The following is a 16,975-nucleotide window of genomic DNA, read 5'->3' on the forward strand; positions in this document are numbered from 1 at the left end:
AGGTTATACGGTCTAATAGTGAAAGTCCGGCTTGAACGTGTATTTCCTGCCGTTCTCCTGTACTATCATCCGTTTGTTCCGGAGCATGGTGATAAGTGATACCGCTTTTTGATGGTTCAGTTTTACACCTACCGACATATATGACTTGATTAAGGAGGTTTCCAGATCCTTGTAGCCGTATTCCTCTTTCAGTCCGAAAGCCGCTTCCAGTGCTATGCGGTGCTGCTGTTCGCTAATATGTCTGTAAGGGTCAAACTTTTCCTCTTCCGGTCTTCCGGGTTTCTTCGCTTCGGGTCTGTACCCCTCTATGAGTTCAGGCAATGCATTGTCGTTGATACGGAAAGCGAAAGGCTCGAAATCCATTGCACGGATGTGCATGGCTGAAACATTGCTTATATCCCCGTTGCTCTTGTCCTTTTCCACCAGCAGAACGGTTTCCGCCTTGTTGTTCAGCTCCGTACCGATATGCCCTCTTGCGTTTTCATCGCCTTTGTTCTGGTGGAGTATCGTATGGATGTGTATCTGCCTGTCATCCGTCCACTGCATCAGTTTGGATATAATGCGTGTCGATTCTCCCGGACTGTTGATGTCATATACCATATCACGGATGCCGTCTATGATTACAAGCCCTATGTCCGGTGTATTATAGATAGCCTGTTCGACAATCCTGATACGCTGTTCGGGCGTGTATTTCCTCAAAGCGAGAAACTCCAGATGTTCATTGTCCCTGTCATCAGGAAGACCAGCAAGCCGTAAAATACGTTTCATGACTTTCAGACAGTGATAATGGCTTTGTTCCGTGTCCACATAAAGAATCTTCCTTTTTTCTTCCGGTAGTTCCGCAACATACCGCAGTACCGTACCGTTTTTCAATGCGGCGGCTACGATAGCCGATACATTGAAAGTCTTTTTACTCTTGGCTTTGCCGATGGATGCACTGAAATTGCCCAGTGTACCAATGACCGAACCTTGCACTTTTAGAATCTCAGGTGCTTTTTCGTAGATTTTCGACAGACTCAGGCGTGAAGCTTGCCAAAGGATTATTGCCTGTTCTGCCGAAATCTCCTTTATTTCTTTCATATAGTCCATAAGCATACCTCCCATTATTTCCGTCCTCCTGTTTTCTTCCCGGCAAGCTCAAGAGCCAATTCCGCATCTACGATAATCTTGCGCCCTATCTGGGTAATCGCCTTGTCTATCTTACCGCTTTTCTTTATGCGGTTGGCAGTGGGCAGACTGCACCCGAACAGTTTGGCTATACCGAGTATTCCGTACACATACTTCTTTTCCGTGTCTGTAACGGGTTGCGGCAATGCTTCGGCCTGACCTGAAGCGTGCTTACTCAGGAATATGAATTCTTCGCCTGTCATCTGCCAGACGGGTTTTGATAATAATTCTTGGATATTTGTCATCGTCCAATCTATTTAGTCGTTAAACAATCAGCCCTGCGCACTGGCTGTTATTTCTGTTCTCGAACGATGCAAAATTAGGTAGGGTTATGAGTGGTAAGGATGGGGACGGTACAAACTGAATATCATTGTATCTTATTGAATATCAGAAAATAAAAATACCACTCAAAAATTATTTTGAGTGGTAAAAGTGGAACTTTCGTAAAGTATCAGGATATATTACGGATTATCTGAATATATGTTCCATTTCCTTGGCGAAATTTTGGTTGCTGTCACTGGGGAAATCTGAAACAGGCTCCTTGTACTTGGATTTGTAGTAGCTGTCGTCAATATCCAGCAGTTTCAGTATTCTGTCTTTCCATTTGTCCCTGTCCTGTTTGGAGAGTTTCTCGCTCATCAGGAATATCAGATAGCATACACGTATTTTCTCTCTCGGTTTTATTTTCAGCTTACAGTTGCAGGGGTGAAGATTCATATTGGCATAGAAATCCAGTGCGGAAATTTCTTCGAACTGTTCTCCTATGCACACCTCATGAATGAGCGAAAGTAATTTCATGCTGAAATATTCCTGTTGTTCTTCTGTCGTTTCCTGCTGACTGATTGGCTCGCTTGATTTATTCTCTTGCTTTCCGTCAGGAATGTATTTCTTCAATATATCCAGAAAAAGGCAGCTTTGACGGTATATGTCCGCACAACAGTTCTTCATGTATTGGAATGCCTCTGTTCTTGCAGCCTTTTGCTGATCATAGAGTTTGTTCAGTTTGGCTTTTTCCCTGTCATATTCAGCCTTGCAGCGTTCATATTCTTTCTCTGCCTGTTTTTCCTCTTCGGCTGTATGCTCCCTGTAACCAATGGAATCATACCTGTTGTTGGCTTCATTCAGCGGCTTGCTCAGACTTCTTGTAACATCCAGCTGGGCTTCAATTTCCTGAGAATACCTTTCCATGTGCTGATAGCAAGCACGTTCTATGGCTCTGTCACTTAACGGGCGTATCTCATAAGCCTGTATGCTCTTTTCTATTTCAGTTTTCAGGCTGTTGAGTATCAAGGTGTATTGCTCTTTTTGCTTGTCAAGCACCAGTTCAAGGATAGCGGCTTCAAAGGATTTCATGTCATTATACTCCTGATAGAAATCCGATATGAATTTCTGCCTGTCAAAAGAAAAAGCGTAATTATCTATATAGTCTCTGTATATTCTGTTGAGTTCTCCATATTGGGGAATCATCGTCTGTATCTTTCCTGCCATATACTTTATATTATGGGTTCTTGTCCTTGTCAAGGAATAAGGTCAGTTCTTCTTCCACTTCTTCTATACTCGGTAGGGCAGATTTCAGATTTTCGGGTACTGCCTTGCTCAATTGATAGTCGCTGATACCTATCGGCTGGTCATATCCAGCCAAGGCATATTGTGCCACGACCTCATCCTTACCCCTGCACAGCAAAAGACCGATGGTCTTGTTATCATTTTCTCCCCTCAGTTTATCATCTACAACATTGATATAGAAATTTAACTGCCCTGCATATTCCGGTTTGAATGGCGTTGCTTTCAATTCCACGACAACATAGGCATGGAGCTTGATATTATATAGGATCAGGTCGGCGAAAAAGTCACTGTCCCCAATCTGGAAATGTTTTTGTCTGGCAACAAAAGCAAAGCCGTTACCCATTTCCAGCAAGTAACGGGTTACATGCTTTACCAACTGTTCTTCTATATCCCTTTCGTCAGCCTTTTCCTTTGCTCCTGCCAAGTCAAAGATATACGGGTCTTTTAACAGATAATTGGCAAGATCGCTTTGAGGTGCCGGAAGTGTGGCAGTGAAGTTGTTTACCTTGTTACTCTTGATTTGTCTGTCATACAGATTACTTTCAATCTGCATTTTCAGCACATTACTGCTCCAACCCATTTCTACAGATTGTTTCATATACCAATACCTTACGCCCAATGGTAGCGGATTATTGAGTATGACCATATGGCTTGCCCAATTTATTCTTGCAATCGGTGACGCCAAGAATAAATCTTCTATATCCTCTATTTTTATTTTATAGATGGTTGCTACTGTTTTTGCTACATTCTGAAATTGCGCAGGAACCTCCTGCGTAATTTCTAAAGATTGATTATCAGCTGATTGTATTTGCGCAGGAAGCTCCTGCGTAAATTGTCCGCTATTGAGCTTAAGGACTTCATTAGTAATGTTTTGAATATTTGGGACCGACAGTATTGAATCTGCTTCAATAAAACTACGAAGTACATTTAACGGATATAAACGGGCAAACTGGCACATATAAGTAAGATTACGTTCCGAATATCCCTTCTTTTCAGGATAATTGAATCTGATTGCCTGTGCCAATTTTTTGATAATTTTACCACCCCACCCATGTAGGTGTTGGTGGTACAGTATATAATTCCCCATTTTCCAGTAATGGAACAACATCTGGGCATTGGCTGCGGTAATGAGTCGGACTTGTGCCTGTTCTATTTCCGAACCGACAGCATGGACAAAGGCATCAAAATGACCTTTCTTTATATTATGTTCGTTGTTATTTTCCATATCACTAACTATTACTTAACAAAGATAACTCTAATAATGGATAATCTGTGAAACTGACTGATACTTTTAGAGTTGGTTAAACTTGTTCATTGCATTGGCCTTAATATCGTCTGCTATGTCAATGTAAGGCTTCATGGCTTTATAATCACTGTGCCCTGTCCATTTCATTACAACCTGTGCAGGAATACCGAGAGCCAGTGCATTACAGATGAATGTCCTTCTTCCTGCATGTGTGCTGAGTAATGCGTATTTCGGTGTAACTTCATCTATACGTTCATTTCCTTTGTAGTAGGTTTCACGTATAGGTTCGTTAATTTCTGCCAGTTCTCCCAGTTCTTTCAGATAATCATTCATTTTCTGATTGCTGATAACAGGCAATGCCATGTGGTTTTCAAAATGGATGTCCTTGTATTTTTCAAGTATGGCTTTACTGTACTTGTTCAGTTCAATACTCAGACTATCTGCCGTTTTAACGGTGGTGACTTCTATATGGTCGGACTTGACATCACTTCTCTTTAGGTTACGAACATCTGAATAACGCAGACTGGTAAAGCAACAGAACAGGAAAACATCCCGGACACGTTCCAGATACTGTTTGTCTTTGGGTATCTGATAGTCTTTTAGTCTGTTCAACTCTTCCCATGTCAGGAAGATTACCTTCTTGGGGGTGGTTTTCAATTTCGGTTTGAACGTATCGTATGCTATATTCTGGTGATAGTCTTTCTTGAAGCTCCATCGCAGGAACCATTTGAGGAATCCCATTTGTTTACCGATGGTACTGTTTCTCATGTCTTTTTTGTCACGCAGGAAATTGATATACTCGTTCAATCCGAACTCATCGAAATATTCAAAGGTCACATCTTCCTTGAACTCCTTGAGGTGATTTTTAACGGCTGCAAACTTTTCGTATGTGGATTCAGTCCAGTTATTCTGATTGCCGCATTCTTTTACAAATTCATCGAACACCTCCCAAAAACTTATCTGTGCTTCTTCCTGCTGTTCTTCGTTGGCATTCTTCATCCGCAGGTTGAATGCATCCTTTAGTTGTTGGGTAGTTGGCATGGTTTCCTGTACCTCAAACTCCTTGAACACATTTTGAATTTCGGCATAGTATTTCAGCAGATCGGCATTGATTTCAGATGCACTTTGCTTTAATTTGTTGGTACACCCGTTCTTTACTCGCTGCTTGTCGGAATCCCATTTGGCTACATCGATGCGGTAACCCGTTGTAAACTCAATGCGCTGGCTTGCGTATATGACGCGCATACGGATGGGGACATTCTCCACAATTGGCACACCGTTCTTTTTCCGGCTTTCCAATGCAAAAATGATGTTTCGTTTGATATTCATAATTGGGTGCGTTTGAAATTCTACACCCAAATATACACCCAATATTTGGAATAGCAAAAGATATTCAGAAAGATTTAGATTTACTATGTATTCCAAATTGTGTGTGATTATCAGTAATTTGCAATTTTATGATATTTCTTGAATGTATAGGTTCGAGAGCCTGTCTCTCCGCTGATAAGAGCCTGAGTTTTTCAAACTCAGGTTTTTTTTTGTAACAGACAATAAGCCTCCCAAGCGAGGGCTCAGTTTATTCTCCTGAGGATTTCATCCATTGCAAAAGCAAATCTTCTACTTCTTTTGCACCTATTTCCCTTGCTAAAGCAAGAGGGGTGTTGCCGTTACTATCTTTTACATCAAGGTCTGCATGATATTCTAAAAGCAACTTCACCAGTTCAATGTTATTATTGGCAATAGCTTCCATAATCGGATATACTTTATATATATCGTATGGACTTTGGTAACCGTTTACATCAATGCCATGCTCCAGCAATATGCGGGCTAACTTTACGTTAGACAATTTACAAGCGTATGTCAGGAGCGTCAGCCCGTATTCGTCACTATATAATCTGTTATTAATGTCCTTATACCTGGTAAGGGCATATTTCAGTACATCCTCTTTATCAAAGTAAATCGCCGTATAGAATATGTCAAACTCATAAAAATCGTTACCCATTGCCATAGGTTCATCTTTTCCTGCCAGCAACCGTTTTATGGTTGCCATATCATTGTCACGGCAGGCAACCCCCAACGGATAAAGTTGATAGGTTACATCCCGTATCGTATCTTGCCGCAATGGATTTGCTTTCACGCTATCAAAGCAACAAAAAAACGCTGCAAGAAAAAGTAATGTCCAATTTATTATCTTCATATTTACTTTTTTAAGTCGAACATTAATGCTAATGTATTAATAAATGCACCTTTAGGTGTAGGATATTTCGATAACCGACATTCGGCAGGTGTGTTTCCTAATCTCTAATAGCTGCACCCTATGAATCATCCAACGAAAGATAGCCTTCCGGCAGCGTGTATTCCCTTGTGGGTTTGGGATGCCGCACGTACACCATTTTTACCTGACCGTCTTGGGAGAGTAATAATACAATAGAAGGATGGTCCGAATAGTCTATCCGGACGTAAGCTACACCATCCTTTTCTTCCTTGAAAAGAACGATGCGACCCTGTTGTTTCTGAGCCTTATCCATGTCGCAGAGTTTTGCTCCATGCGCACAAAGATAAGATAAAAGCATTCACTTCTGAACGACCGTTCAGAAGTATTGCGGTTAAAAATATAAAATGAAATCAGACCTTCAGTAACGAATAGATGTAATGGAAGTTTTTTCCCAGCTCATCCACATTCAGACCGTTCAAGAACGCTTGCTCGGAAGACAGCCCGAAAAACATCTGCCGGAACAGGACCTCCGCTTTCTTCACGTCCGTGCCACTCCTGAATTCTCCGCTGTCTTTCGCTTTCCGAATGACTCTTTAACCCAAAATCGCACCAGACTACTCGATGTCCTGCCTGGTTGCAAGCGCAGAACACCCGAAGTCTGATGCGATTTGGAAGTTACCTCACTCTACCCGGAAGTCCGCCTGTCCGCGTACATCGGCAGAAGAGGCACAGACATAGACATCGAAACGTCCGGGCTCTACCACCCAGTCATGGCTCTTTGCCGAGAAGAAGGACAGCATCGACCGGTCAATGGAGAACTCGACGGTCCGCGTCTCACCGGGCTGCAACTCGACCTTCTCAAAGGCTTTCAGCTCTTTGGCAGGACGTACTTCCGAGGGTTTACGCTGTCCGATGTACAACTGCACCGTCTCTTTCCCGGCACGGTTGCCTGTATTGGTAATGTCCACGGACAGGACAATCTTGCCATCCGAAAGGGTCTTGGAGGAAAGGCGTGGCTTGCCATACTCAAACGTCGTATAACTCAATCCGTAGCCGAAAGGGAACTGCGGTTTCACCTTGTGGGTGTCAAAGTGACGGTAACCCATGAAGATGCCTTCCTTGTAGTAGACCTGCTTATTTACGCCCGGATAGGCTTCCGCTCCATATTCCATAAAGGGATAGTCTTCGAGACGTCTGGCAAAAGTGACGGGCAGTTTGCCGCTGGGGTTCACCGTACCATCGAGCACACGTACCAGGGCTTCTCCTGCCATGGAACCCAGGTACCAGGCATGGACAAATCCTTTCACCTCGTCAATCCAAGGAGTGGCAAACGCATTGCCGCCAAAGGTACATACAATGATGTTCTTCTGGATGGCTGCCAGTTCCTGAATCAGCTCATCTTGTCCGAAAGACAGGTGGTAGTTCTCCCGGTCGGAGTTTTCACAATCCTGCCGGCAGTTCTTGTTCATGCCGCCAATGAAGAGGATGAGGTCTGCCTGACGGGCCTTCTCCAGCGCCTCTGCCTTCAGCTGACGGCTCAACGCCGGGTCCACCGGGTCTACCTTGTCATACATGGTTCTACCCGAACTGTAGCCTTGGGCATAATCAATCTTTGCTCCAAACCGTTTTTGCAGACTCTCCAGCGGAGACCAGTCGTGCAGGGTCTTCAGTTCCGAAGAACCGCCTCCCTTCGTCAGGGAACGCACGGCATTCTCGCCCACCACCAGGATACGCTCATACCGATTGAAATCCAAGGGCAGCATGTCCTCCGCATTTTTCAGCAACACGATACCTTCCTCACCAATCCGCAGACAGGCATCATAGTGCGCCTCGGAACACAATGAACCAATGACCTTCTGCCGATTCATCGACGTACGGAAAATCGTACGCAGGACTCGCGTAGCCTTGTCGTCAAGCACCGACATCGGTATCTTGCCTTCATCAATCAGCTTCTCGAACTTGTCCGCCAGGTAATAGTCGTCGTAACCGAACTCTGCCTCCTTCACCTTCCCGTCAGTAAAGGTTCCCATCTCGATGTCCAGTCCGCCGGTAGCCGCCTGCCAGGTGTCCGTCGTGCCGCCCCAATCGCTGATGGTTGCTCCGTCAAAGCCCCAGTCACGTTTCAGGATGCCGTTCAGCAACGAGTCGTTCTGACAGCAATGTATCCCGTTCCAAAGGGGATACGACGGCATCACCGTCCACACGCCGCCTTCCTGCACCGCAGCCTTGAATGCCGGCAGGTAGATTTCATGCAGCGTACGCTCGTCCACATTGACATTGACGGCAAAGCGGTCAATCTCCTGATTATTCAACGCGAAATGCTTGAGGCAGCATGCGACCCCGTTTGCCTGCGCACTCCGGATGTAAGGCACAATCATGTGTCCCGCCAGGTACGGGTCCTCCCCCATGTATTCAAAGTTGCGTCCGTTGAGCGGTGTACGTGCCATGTTCACGCCGGGGCCCAACATCACGTCCTTGCCCCGGAAGGCAAACTCCTCGCTCACCGCATTGCCATAGACTGCCGACAGCTCCGGATTCCATGTGGCAGCGAGGCACGTCAGCGACGGGAACGCTACCACCGAGTCATTGGTCCACCGCGCCGGCTTCCACGTGTTCCATTCCAACTCTTCACGTACCCCGTGAGGTCCGTCGTCCATGTTCAGCTGACGGATACCCAAACGGGGAACTCCTGCCGAAGTGAATTTGCTCTGTGCATGCAGAAGCTGTATTTTCTCGTGTGTCGTCATGCGGCTCAGCGCATCCTGCACCCTCACTTCGAGCGGTTGTGAGTCATCCAGATACGCAGGGACCTGCGCCAGGGCAGAGGCTCCCATCATCAGGGCCATTGCCATCATCTTCAATCGTTTCATAGTACTCATATAGCTAATTGTTCGTGATTACAAGTCGTCCGGCTGCAAGCATCGGACTTACAGCCTCCAGCCGGATTGGTCCGGCATCCTTATCTTTCCGGATAACCACCAGTGCCTTGCCGAAGAAGGCTTTGCGGTGGTCAGCCTTGAAACGTTCCATACTGGTCGGAGAGCCATTGTCCACACCGATGACAGTCCCTCCGGATACGCTGAACCGCAAGTCATCTTCCGCCCAGGGGCAGAGGTTGCCGGCTTCGTCCGTGACATACGCATTGACAAAGGCGGTCGTCTCGCCTTCATAGTCCACTTCAAGCCGGATGCGGGCAGGTGCTCCTGCGGTACGGATGGACGAGGAACGCACTTCCTGTCCGCCTTTACGCGCCACCACTTTCACTTCACCGGGCTCGTAGGCGACCCGCCAGGCTACGTGGTACTGGTGGCTGTCCTTTTTGGAGCGTACGCCCCGGCTCTTGCCATTGACAAACAGCTCCACTTCATCGGCGTCATTGTAATAGCACCAGAGGTCCACCGTCTGTCCTTCCGTCCAGTTCCAGTGAGGGAACAGGTGCAGCACGGGACGGTCGGTCCATTCGCTCTGATACATATAATAGATGTCTTTGGGGAAGCCCGCCAGGTCGATGATGCCAAAGTAACTGCTACGGGCAGGAAAGCCGTAAGGAGTCGGCTCGCCAAGGTAGTCAAAGCCCGTCCAGATGAATTGCCCGGCACAATAGGGCGTATGCTTGACAATGTCCCAGGTCTCTTCGTGGGTCGAGCCCCACGGGACGTGCTGGTTGTCATAGGACGAGCACATCATCGACGGGTCCGTATAAGGCTTGTCCCAACGTTCCGGAGCGATGAACAGGCTGTCCGACGGCATCCGGAAATAGCCGCGTGTCTGCAGGGCCGAGACACTCTCGGTGAGCAGGAACGGTTTGCCAGGGAAATTGCGCGGAACATCTTTGATCCACTCACGATGGTAATTGAAACCAATGAGGTCGAGCGCACCGCTCTTGAAGAGGTGATTGTCGGGAGACGGTTCATTGCATCCTGCCGTGACGGGACGTGTACGGTCATACTTCCGCACAATCCCTGCCAGGTGCAGGGTCAGCAGTGAGTTGGGAGTCAGTTCCTCGCCGTGTGCCAGCGTGGAGTCATCGTGTCCGGCGTTCAGAAGGAGGTTCGCCTGTTCGAGCGTCAGCTCATCGGCACCGACACCGCTCCACTGCTCCAGTACCTCGTTTCCGATGGACCACATCAGGACAGAGGGGTGGTTACGGTCCCGCAGGAGCAGGTCCGACAGGTCCCGTTCGTGCCACTCGTCAAAGAAACGGGCGTAGTCATTCCGGGTCTTCCGACGACGCCACATGTCAAAGCTCTCGTCCATCACGATGAACCCCATCTCATCGCACAGGTCCAGCAGTTCGGGCGCAGGAGGATTGTGACTGCACCGGATGGCATTGCACCCCATCGCTTTCAACTTCACCAGCTGACGGCGCATCGCGTCTTTATTCACCGCCGCTCCCAGACAGCCCAGGTCATGATGCAGGCACACGCCATTGATTTTCAGATTGCGTCCGTTGAGCCAGAAACCGGTCGCAGCATCAAAGCGGAACTCACGGAACCCGGTCCGCGTGGTCACGGCATCGACAACTTCTCCATCGACCAGCACCTCTGACTTCAGGGTATAGAGATGCGGACTGTCGACCGACCACCGTAACGGATGACTTACACGCAGCGTTTGCCGCAACGACTTTGCCGACGTCACGGCGACCGTACGTCCGTCAGGGGCAAGAAGGGTATGACGGAACACCGGCCGGTGCTGACCGTCCGCATCGCCGGAAACGGCAAGCTCCACATCGACGGTACCTCCGACGTCTGTCACCACATGGACACCCCAGCGGGCAATGTGCAAGGGATTCGTTGCCGTCAGCCAGACATGGCGGTAGATGCCACAGCCACTGTACCAACGGGAATTGGGCTGGTCGCTGTTATCCACCCTGACCGCCACCACATTGTCACTGTCCGGACGGACGTAGGGCGTCAGGTCATACTCAAACGAACTGTAACCGTAGGGACGGGAACCGACCTCATGTCCGTTGACATACACGGTGGAGTTCATGTATACCCCGTCGAACGCGAGATAGTAACGGCGCTCTCCTTCCGTTGCAGGCAACCTGAAATGTTTGCGATACCACCCGACGCCACCGGGCAAGGCACCACCTCCCGCTCCTGAAGGGTTCGTTGCCGAGAAGTCACCTTCTATCGCCCAGTCATGCGGCAGCGACAACTGACGCCACCGGCTGTCGTCATAACCGGGTTGAGCCATCTCCGGCTCGTCGCCCAACAGGAACAGCCAGCCTTCGTCAAAGAGCCTGACATCGCGTGCCTGACACGCCACCGAACAGAAGGCGGCTATCAGCAGCAGGGCCTTCCGTAATCCAAGATTCCATGTGTTCATCATCGGTTCACTTTACAATTTTCACCGTTACGGCCTTTCCGTCATAGTCCACCATCGTGCCTTGGGGAGCATCGAGGTCCAGTGGCTGTGCCTTTGCCGGACTCACCACGACCACATTGAAGCGGCGCCGTTGCAACATGCCGTCGAAACGGCCCTTCCGGTCGGCAATGGTCAGTTCTCCCGTTGCCTCGTTGTAGCTGAAGCGGATGGTCGCATAATGTCCGCGCTCGTAACCATAGTTCGTATTCTCGTCCTCATAAAGCGTAAACGAAGCGTCACGTCCGGTGTACACATACAGGTTTATCAACTCGGCAGGCTTCTCATCGCTCCACTCCATCTCCGGACCGAAAGGAAGGATGCTCCCGGCAGGGACATAGACCGGGATGCGCTCATAAGGTGCCTCAGCCGTGATGGTCTGCCCGCCTGCATGGTAACGTCCGGTATAGAAATCATACCAGCCACACTGCTCCGGCAGATAGACGCTGCGGGAACGTGCCTGATAATACCCGACGGGACAAGCCATCAACGACGGACCGAACATCCACTGGTCCTTGATGTCATAGACGTTTGCATCGCCATTGAAATCCATCACCAGGGCACGCATCATCGTATAGTCCCTGAAGTGGACGGCTCCTGCCAGGCTGTAGAGGTAAGGCATCAGCCGATAGCGCAGACGGTCATACCAGACTATGCTCTGATAAGCGGGATGGTCCTCGGGAGCAATGTTCCACACTTCACGCGTGGGCCACTGTCCGTGTGTACGGAACAAGGGGACAAAGCAACCGAACTGATGCCAGCGGGTCTGCAGCTCACGCCACTCCTTCAGGTCCTCGTTCTCCTGCCCGGTCGAGTCAAACAGTTTTTGAGCAGCCACGTAACGTTTCTCCACACAGAAGCCGCCCTGGTCCATTCCCCAGAACGGGATACCGGCGAGCGAGAAGTTCATGCCGGCAGTCATCTGGGCACGCATGTCTTCCCAACGGGTCGCGATGTCACCGCTCCAGGTGGCTGTGCTGTACCGCTGTTCCCCGGCAAAGCCACTGCGTGTGAGCAGGAACACCCGTCGGTCCGGATTCACGGAACGCTGTCCGTTGTATATGGCATCGGCATTGACGATGCTGTATGCATTGAAGTATTCGGTGGAAGAACCTAATGCCGTCGGTCCGCACAACGCCTTGCGATACCACATAGGCGTGCAGTCCCTGACATTGGGTTCCGAGGCATCCATCCACCAGGCATCGATGCCTTGCTGGAACTTGGAATAGAGGTTCTCATCCATCTGCCGCCAGAACATCTTCCGCGCTCCTTCGGCATAGGCATCATAGAACGAGCCTACATAGCCCGGTCCGACCCAGTCCTTGATGGAATCTGTCACGGCTTGACGGTACATCCATCCGTGAGCGTCAAGCTCCTGGTAATTCTTTGTGGAACAATAGAACTTGGGCCAGACGGAAATCATGAAGCGCCCGTGCAGGGCATGCACGCTGTCGAGCATTGCCTGTGGGTCGGGGTAACGGACGGACTCGAACTCGTGGCTTCCCCATGCATCTTCGGGCCAGTAGTTCCAGTCCTGCACGATGTTGTCTACCGGGATGTGACGGCGGCGGAACTCTGCCAGGGTACGGAGAATCTCGTCGCTTGTCTTGTAACGTTCCCGGCTCTGCCAGAACCCCATGACCCAGCGGGGCATCACCTGTGCCTTTCCCGTCAGGGTACGGTAGCCTGCTATCACCTCGTCGAGGTCATCACCGGCTATAAAGTAGTAGTCCATGTCGCGGCTCATCTCACTCCATACACTCAGCTTGCCTTGTTCTTCCTCACTACGCGGCTGTGCGACACGCAGTCCGCAGTAGCTGACGCCGCCGTCGGGTTTCCATTCAATCCGGACGGGGATTCTCACTCCCGTACGCAGGCGGCAGGCGAACTTCCACGCATTGGGATTCCACGCCGTGCGCCAACGTTCCGGGACCACTTCCTTGCCATCGACGAATACCTTTATGTAACCGGCATAATAAAGGATAAAGTGACAGGTTACAGACCGACCGTCTCCCTCCGCCAGCAACGAGCCTTCATAGACGACCTTCGCCCCGTCCAGCTGGAAACCTTGCGGCAGGTTGGCAAGACCGCCACGGTCGTACTTCCGGCACAGCTCCGACGTCTCCGGACAAGCATATTCGAAATAGAGGCTGTCTTCCCGACGTTCCAACGTCCGTCCCGCCTTATCCGTGTAGGTTCCTGTCAACGCTCCCTCCTGCCCGTTCTTATCATATAAGGTAAAGGCGCGGTTCAGCTGCAGGTAGTCTTCCGGATTGCCGAAGCGACAGTAGGAATAGCTGTCCCAGAGCAGTCCGTAGCCCCGGTTGCTCACCACAAACGGTACACTCACCTTCGTGTTATATTGGAACAGGTCTTCATTCTTTCCCTTCATGTTCAGCTCTCCCGACTGGTGTTGTCCCAGTCCGTAGAAAGCCTCATCGACGGGACTGTCAAACTTCATCTGCCACGACCAGGCGTTGCGTTGCTGTTCGGTCAACGTGCCGACTCCGATTTCCCGCTCCGGTACCCGGAAGGGCGTGAAGACTTTTCCTCCCCGGACTGTCTCTGCCAGCAGCAGATGTCCTTTCCCGTCACGGAACACCACCCGTCCGTCGGTCTTACTGACGGTAGCACAGACAGCATGTGTCTTCACTTGCACGGCATCCTCGGTCTCGGTGACCTGAAAATCATTGAAGTCCGGTTGACTGACGACCATCAGGCTCTGCTTCACCGGGAAGTATGCTTCCGGGGTAGCTTCCACCCGGACAATCTTGTCGCCAATCACCTGAAGCCGTACCTTTCGGGCACCTTTGTCCTGCGGGGAACTGACGGTCACTGTCACCGTGTTGCCCTGTTTGACATAATCGTCGGCACGGGTCATGGAACAGACTCCCAGGAGTAAGCCGACGGTCAATAATAAATGCTTATAGCTCATATATGTTCTTTTAAACTGTTGTTTTCATTCCGTATTTAGAAAAAAGGCCTATACATTGACAAACTTACACTTTATTCTTCATTTATGAATTATCTTTCGCTCAATTTCATACATGACTTTCCCCCGGCAAACACAATTGTCCGACGGATGGAACACAAGTGTTTGATTTGCCAAACACAAGCGTTTGACCGGGTAAACACAAGCCTTTGACCTGACAAACATAGTAGTTTGATAGACCAAAGTATAATACTTAGGCAGCCTAAGTATTATACTTAGGGGGTCTAAGTATAATACCTTTCCAGGCTAAGTATAATACCTTTCCAAGCTGAGTATGATACTTACCCCTATCAAACTAATGAGTTTGGCTAGTCAAACGCTTGTGTTTACCCGGTCAAAGGCTTGTGTTTGCCCGGTCAAACGCGAATGTCTGACGGGGACGTCAGAAATGTACACCGCCTTTTTACGCACAAAGGGTGCATCGCTCATAACGACACACCCTTCTTTCCAATTCCTGATGCCATGCACCGGAGCGCATCAGCGTTTCACGCTCACCAGTGCATTCCCGTTCTTCACGGGGTTCCAGCCGTCGGTGCCTCCCAGTACCTCCTCGATGCTGTAGCCGGTGAGGTCCTTCAGCTGATGACCGAACGAGGCGCGCTCAGACGGATGGGCACCGGCTCCGGTGCTCTGATACTCGGCGTAAGTCACGGTTTCCTCGTTGCTCTTCTTGCCCCAGTTATTCCATCCGGCAGGCGCAATGTGTCCGCCCAGGTCACAACGGACAAACACTGCCTTGGCATACGGACGCCACGGACGGGACAGGGCTACTCCCTCCACACCCGGCTCGGCAGTCATCTTGCAGTCATAGAACACATAACCGTACTTCTGCTCCTTGTCGGTCGACGGAGCGGTGAGGTAGCCTTTCCCCAGGCTGTGGATGGTGCAGCGGTTGAACACTGCCGTCGACCATCCGAAGATGAAGTCCACCGTTCCTTCCACGTAACAGTCTTCGTAATACTGGCGGCAACCCTTGCCATAGGTATAGAGAGTATCCTGATTGCCCAGGAAACGGCAGCCCTTGAAGTAGGCACGGTCCGCACTCACGAAGCAGGCAACTGCCTGACCGACGCGTCCTGCCGTGTTGGCAAAGGTGATGTTCTCTGCATAGAAGTCGGGAGCATAGATGTAGCAGGTCGAAGAGCCGGACGTCGACATCTCTTCACCGAAACGGTTCTTCTTGCTGGCATAGCCGTCGTTGGTGATGATGGCTCCTTCCTGACCGATGAGGGAGATGTTGATTTTGCACTCCGGCACGATGACGCGCTCCTTGTATTCACCCGGACGGACCAGGATGGTCGTGCGGACGTTCTTGCGGAAGTCGGGCACGGCATTGATGGCCTCCTGCACGGTGAAGAAGTCACCGCTTCCGTCTTTTGCCACGACGAAGTCATAGTGACGCACATACTTGCCCAGCTCGGGAATCACCTGCTCGATGGCAGTTGCTGCCAGACCTGCCACCCGGCGTGCACCGTAGACATTGAGGTGGGTGTTGTCCTGACGGCCCTTCGGACAGGCCACACAGGTGCCTTCGGGAATCCAGCAGAAGAGTGACTTCGAGGCTTCGCGTCCCAATCCCTGCACGAGGTCATGTGTCAGCCGGTTCATGTCGATGAAGGGGACATCCATGGCAGCAGCCACGTTGCGCGGAGAGTCGAGGTAAGCCCCGTGGGTATCAATCAGCGTGTCGCCTTCGAGTTTCGTTCCTTCCACCTTCTCACGGCGCAGGTCGTCATCTGTCACAGCCTGCTTGTTGTCAAAGAAGTTCCGGCGGACGATGGAGTTGAGCAACACCGGCTTGCCTCCCTTGGCACGTGTCTCCTCGACAAATCGACGCAGGTTGGCGTCGAATGTCGTGCCGGGGTCGGTATGGCGGTCAGGCTTCGGCTTTTCGTCGTTATGCCCGAACTGGATGAACACGTAGTCGCCCGGACGAATCAGCCGACGCACTTCCTCCCAGTGACCTTCGTCGATGAAGCTTTTCGAACTGCGTCCGTTGAGGGCATGATTGTCCACCCGGACATCCTCGGTGAAGTAACCGGCAAGCATCTGCCCCCAGCCACGTTCGGGGTTGTCACCTCCCAGGGGTTTGTTTGCCATGGTAGAATCTCCAATCATGAAAACTGTAATGGTGTCGCGTTCATCGGACCGGAACGACGACAAAAGCAAAAGCGCACAAAGCGCACACATCAATTTGATTTTCATATCGTCTTTTCAGGGTTAAGTAATTCTGTTTCGCTTATCCGTTTCTCGTTACGGCTAACAAATGTAGTGATTTTGTCAGAGGATGGAGACATGACGGGCTGTAAAAGAGCGTCAGATGACAAAAAATACATACTTTCAGCCGCACAGACATCCGCCATACCTCCTGACAGGGCATAAAAACACAGAGGCACAAAGACACAGGGGAATAAAATCGCCC

The 16,975-nt window shown here is 50.1% G+C and carries 11 protein-coding genes and 1 pseudogene; all 12 read right to left on the reverse strand.

Features of this window, described 5'->3' with window-relative positions; translation table 11 throughout:
• Positions 1 to 12: 12 nt before the first annotated feature.
• The 12 genes and pseudogenes from M3087_RS03370 to M3087_RS03425 all read right to left on the reverse strand — a co-directional run bounded on the left by M3087_RS03370 (position 13) and on the right by M3087_RS03425 (position 16,758).
• Positions 13 to 1,089 (reverse strand): AAA family ATPase, encoded by a 1,077-nt coding sequence (locus M3087_RS03370; protein ID WP_007852816.1) that lies wholly within the window; start codon positions 1,087 to 1,089, stop codon positions 13 to 15.
• Between the two features lie 14 nt (positions 1,090 to 1,103).
• Positions 1,104 to 1,412: a DUF3853 family protein gene (locus tag M3087_RS03375; RefSeq protein ID WP_007842330.1), complete on the reverse strand. Its 309-nt coding sequence runs from the start codon at positions 1,410 to 1,412 to the stop codon at positions 1,104 to 1,106.
• Between the two features lie 223 nt (positions 1,413 to 1,635).
• Positions 1,636 to 2,655, reverse strand: a complete 1,020-nt coding sequence (locus tag M3087_RS03380) for a hypothetical protein (RefSeq protein ID WP_007842331.1) — start codon at positions 2,653 to 2,655, stop codon at positions 1,636 to 1,638.
• A gap of 10 nt (positions 2,656 to 2,665) precedes the next feature.
• On the reverse strand, positions 2,666 to 3,958 hold the full coding sequence (locus tag M3087_RS03385; RefSeq protein ID WP_249093749.1) for a YhcG family protein: 1,293 nt from the start codon (positions 3,956 to 3,958) through the stop codon (positions 2,666 to 2,668).
• 66 nt (positions 3,959 to 4,024) lie between these two features.
• Positions 4,025 to 5,308 (reverse strand): site-specific integrase, encoded by a 1,284-nt coding sequence (locus M3087_RS03390; RefSeq protein WP_021992115.1) that lies wholly within the window; start codon positions 5,306 to 5,308, stop codon positions 4,025 to 4,027.
• Between the two features lie 247 nt (positions 5,309 to 5,555).
• Positions 5,556 to 6,176, reverse strand: a complete 621-nt coding sequence (locus tag M3087_RS03395; RefSeq protein ID WP_249093752.1) for an ankyrin repeat domain-containing protein — start codon at positions 6,174 to 6,176, stop codon at positions 5,556 to 5,558.
• Positions 6,177 to 6,294: 118 nt separating this feature from the next.
• On the reverse strand, positions 6,295 to 6,507 hold the full coding sequence (locus M3087_RS03400; protein WP_249093754.1) for a hypothetical protein: 213 nt from the start codon (positions 6,505 to 6,507) through the stop codon (positions 6,295 to 6,297).
• A 97-nt stretch (positions 6,508 to 6,604) separates the two neighbouring features.
• Positions 6,605 to 6,787: pseudogene (locus M3087_RS03405) on the reverse strand (TetR/AcrR family transcriptional regulator); the annotation flags it as partial.
• Positions 6,788 to 6,874: 87 nt separating this feature from the next.
• On the reverse strand, positions 6,875 to 9,064 hold the full coding sequence (locus M3087_RS03410; protein WP_410796824.1) for a glycoside hydrolase family 3 C-terminal domain-containing protein: 2,190 nt from the start codon (positions 9,062 to 9,064) through the stop codon (positions 6,875 to 6,877).
• 13 nt (positions 9,065 to 9,077) lie between these two features.
• Positions 9,078 to 11,525, reverse strand: a complete 2,448-nt coding sequence (locus M3087_RS03415; protein ID WP_249093758.1) for a glycoside hydrolase family 2 TIM barrel-domain containing protein — start codon at positions 11,523 to 11,525, stop codon at positions 9,078 to 9,080.
• Positions 11,526 to 11,532: 7 nt separating this feature from the next.
• Positions 11,533 to 14,496, reverse strand: a complete 2,964-nt coding sequence (locus M3087_RS03420; RefSeq protein WP_249093759.1) for a glycoside hydrolase family 31 protein — start codon at positions 14,494 to 14,496, stop codon at positions 11,533 to 11,535.
• Positions 14,497 to 15,030: 534 nt separating this feature from the next.
• Positions 15,031 to 16,758 (reverse strand): pectinesterase family protein, encoded by a 1,728-nt coding sequence (locus M3087_RS03425; RefSeq protein ID WP_249093761.1) that lies wholly within the window; start codon positions 16,756 to 16,758, stop codon positions 15,031 to 15,033.
• Between the last annotated feature and the right edge of the window lie 217 nt (positions 16,759 to 16,975).

The sequence above is a fragment of the Mediterranea sp. ET5 genome (genome assembly GCF_023337025.1).
Classification (GTDB): Bacteria; Bacteroidota; Bacteroidia; order Bacteroidales; family Bacteroidaceae; genus Phocaeicola_A.

Bases quoted from the DNA above. Each gene is read 5' to 3' on its own strand.
- M3087_RS03370 (WP_007852816.1), bottom strand. From the start codon at position 1,089: ATGGACTATATGAAAGAAATAAAGGAGATTTCGGCAGAACAGGCAATA.
- M3087_RS03375 (WP_007842330.1), bottom strand. From the start codon at position 1,412: ATGACAAATATCCAAGAATTATTATCAAAACCCGTCTGGCAGATGACA.
- M3087_RS03380 (WP_007842331.1), bottom strand. From the start codon at position 2,655: ATGGCAGGAAAGATACAGACGATGATTCCCCAATATGGAGAACTCAAC.
- M3087_RS03385 (WP_249093749.1), bottom strand. From the start codon at position 3,958: ATGGAAAATAACAACGAACATAATATAAAGAAAGGTCATTTTGATGCC.
- M3087_RS03390 (WP_021992115.1), bottom strand. From the start codon at position 5,308: ATGAATATCAAACGAAACATCATTTTTGCATTGGAAAGCCGGAAAAAG.
- M3087_RS03395 (WP_249093752.1), bottom strand. From the start codon at position 6,176: ATGAAGATAATAAATTGGACATTACTTTTTCTTGCAGCGTTTTTTTGT.
- M3087_RS03400 (WP_249093754.1), bottom strand. From the start codon at position 6,507: ATGGATAAGGCTCAGAAACAACAGGGTCGCATCGTTCTTTTCAAGGAA.
- M3087_RS03410 (WP_410796824.1), bottom strand. From the start codon at position 9,064: ATGAAACGATTGAAGATGATGGCAATGGCCCTGATGATGGGAGCCTCT.
- M3087_RS03415 (WP_249093758.1), bottom strand. From the start codon at position 11,525: ATGAACACATGGAATCTTGGATTACGGAAGGCCCTGCTGCTGATAGCC.
- M3087_RS03420 (WP_249093759.1), bottom strand. From the start codon at position 14,496: ATGAGCTATAAGCATTTATTATTGACCGTCGGCTTACTCCTGGGAGTC.
- M3087_RS03425 (WP_249093761.1), bottom strand. From the start codon at position 16,758: ATGAAAATCAAATTGATGTGTGCGCTTTGTGCGCTTTTGCTTTTGTCG.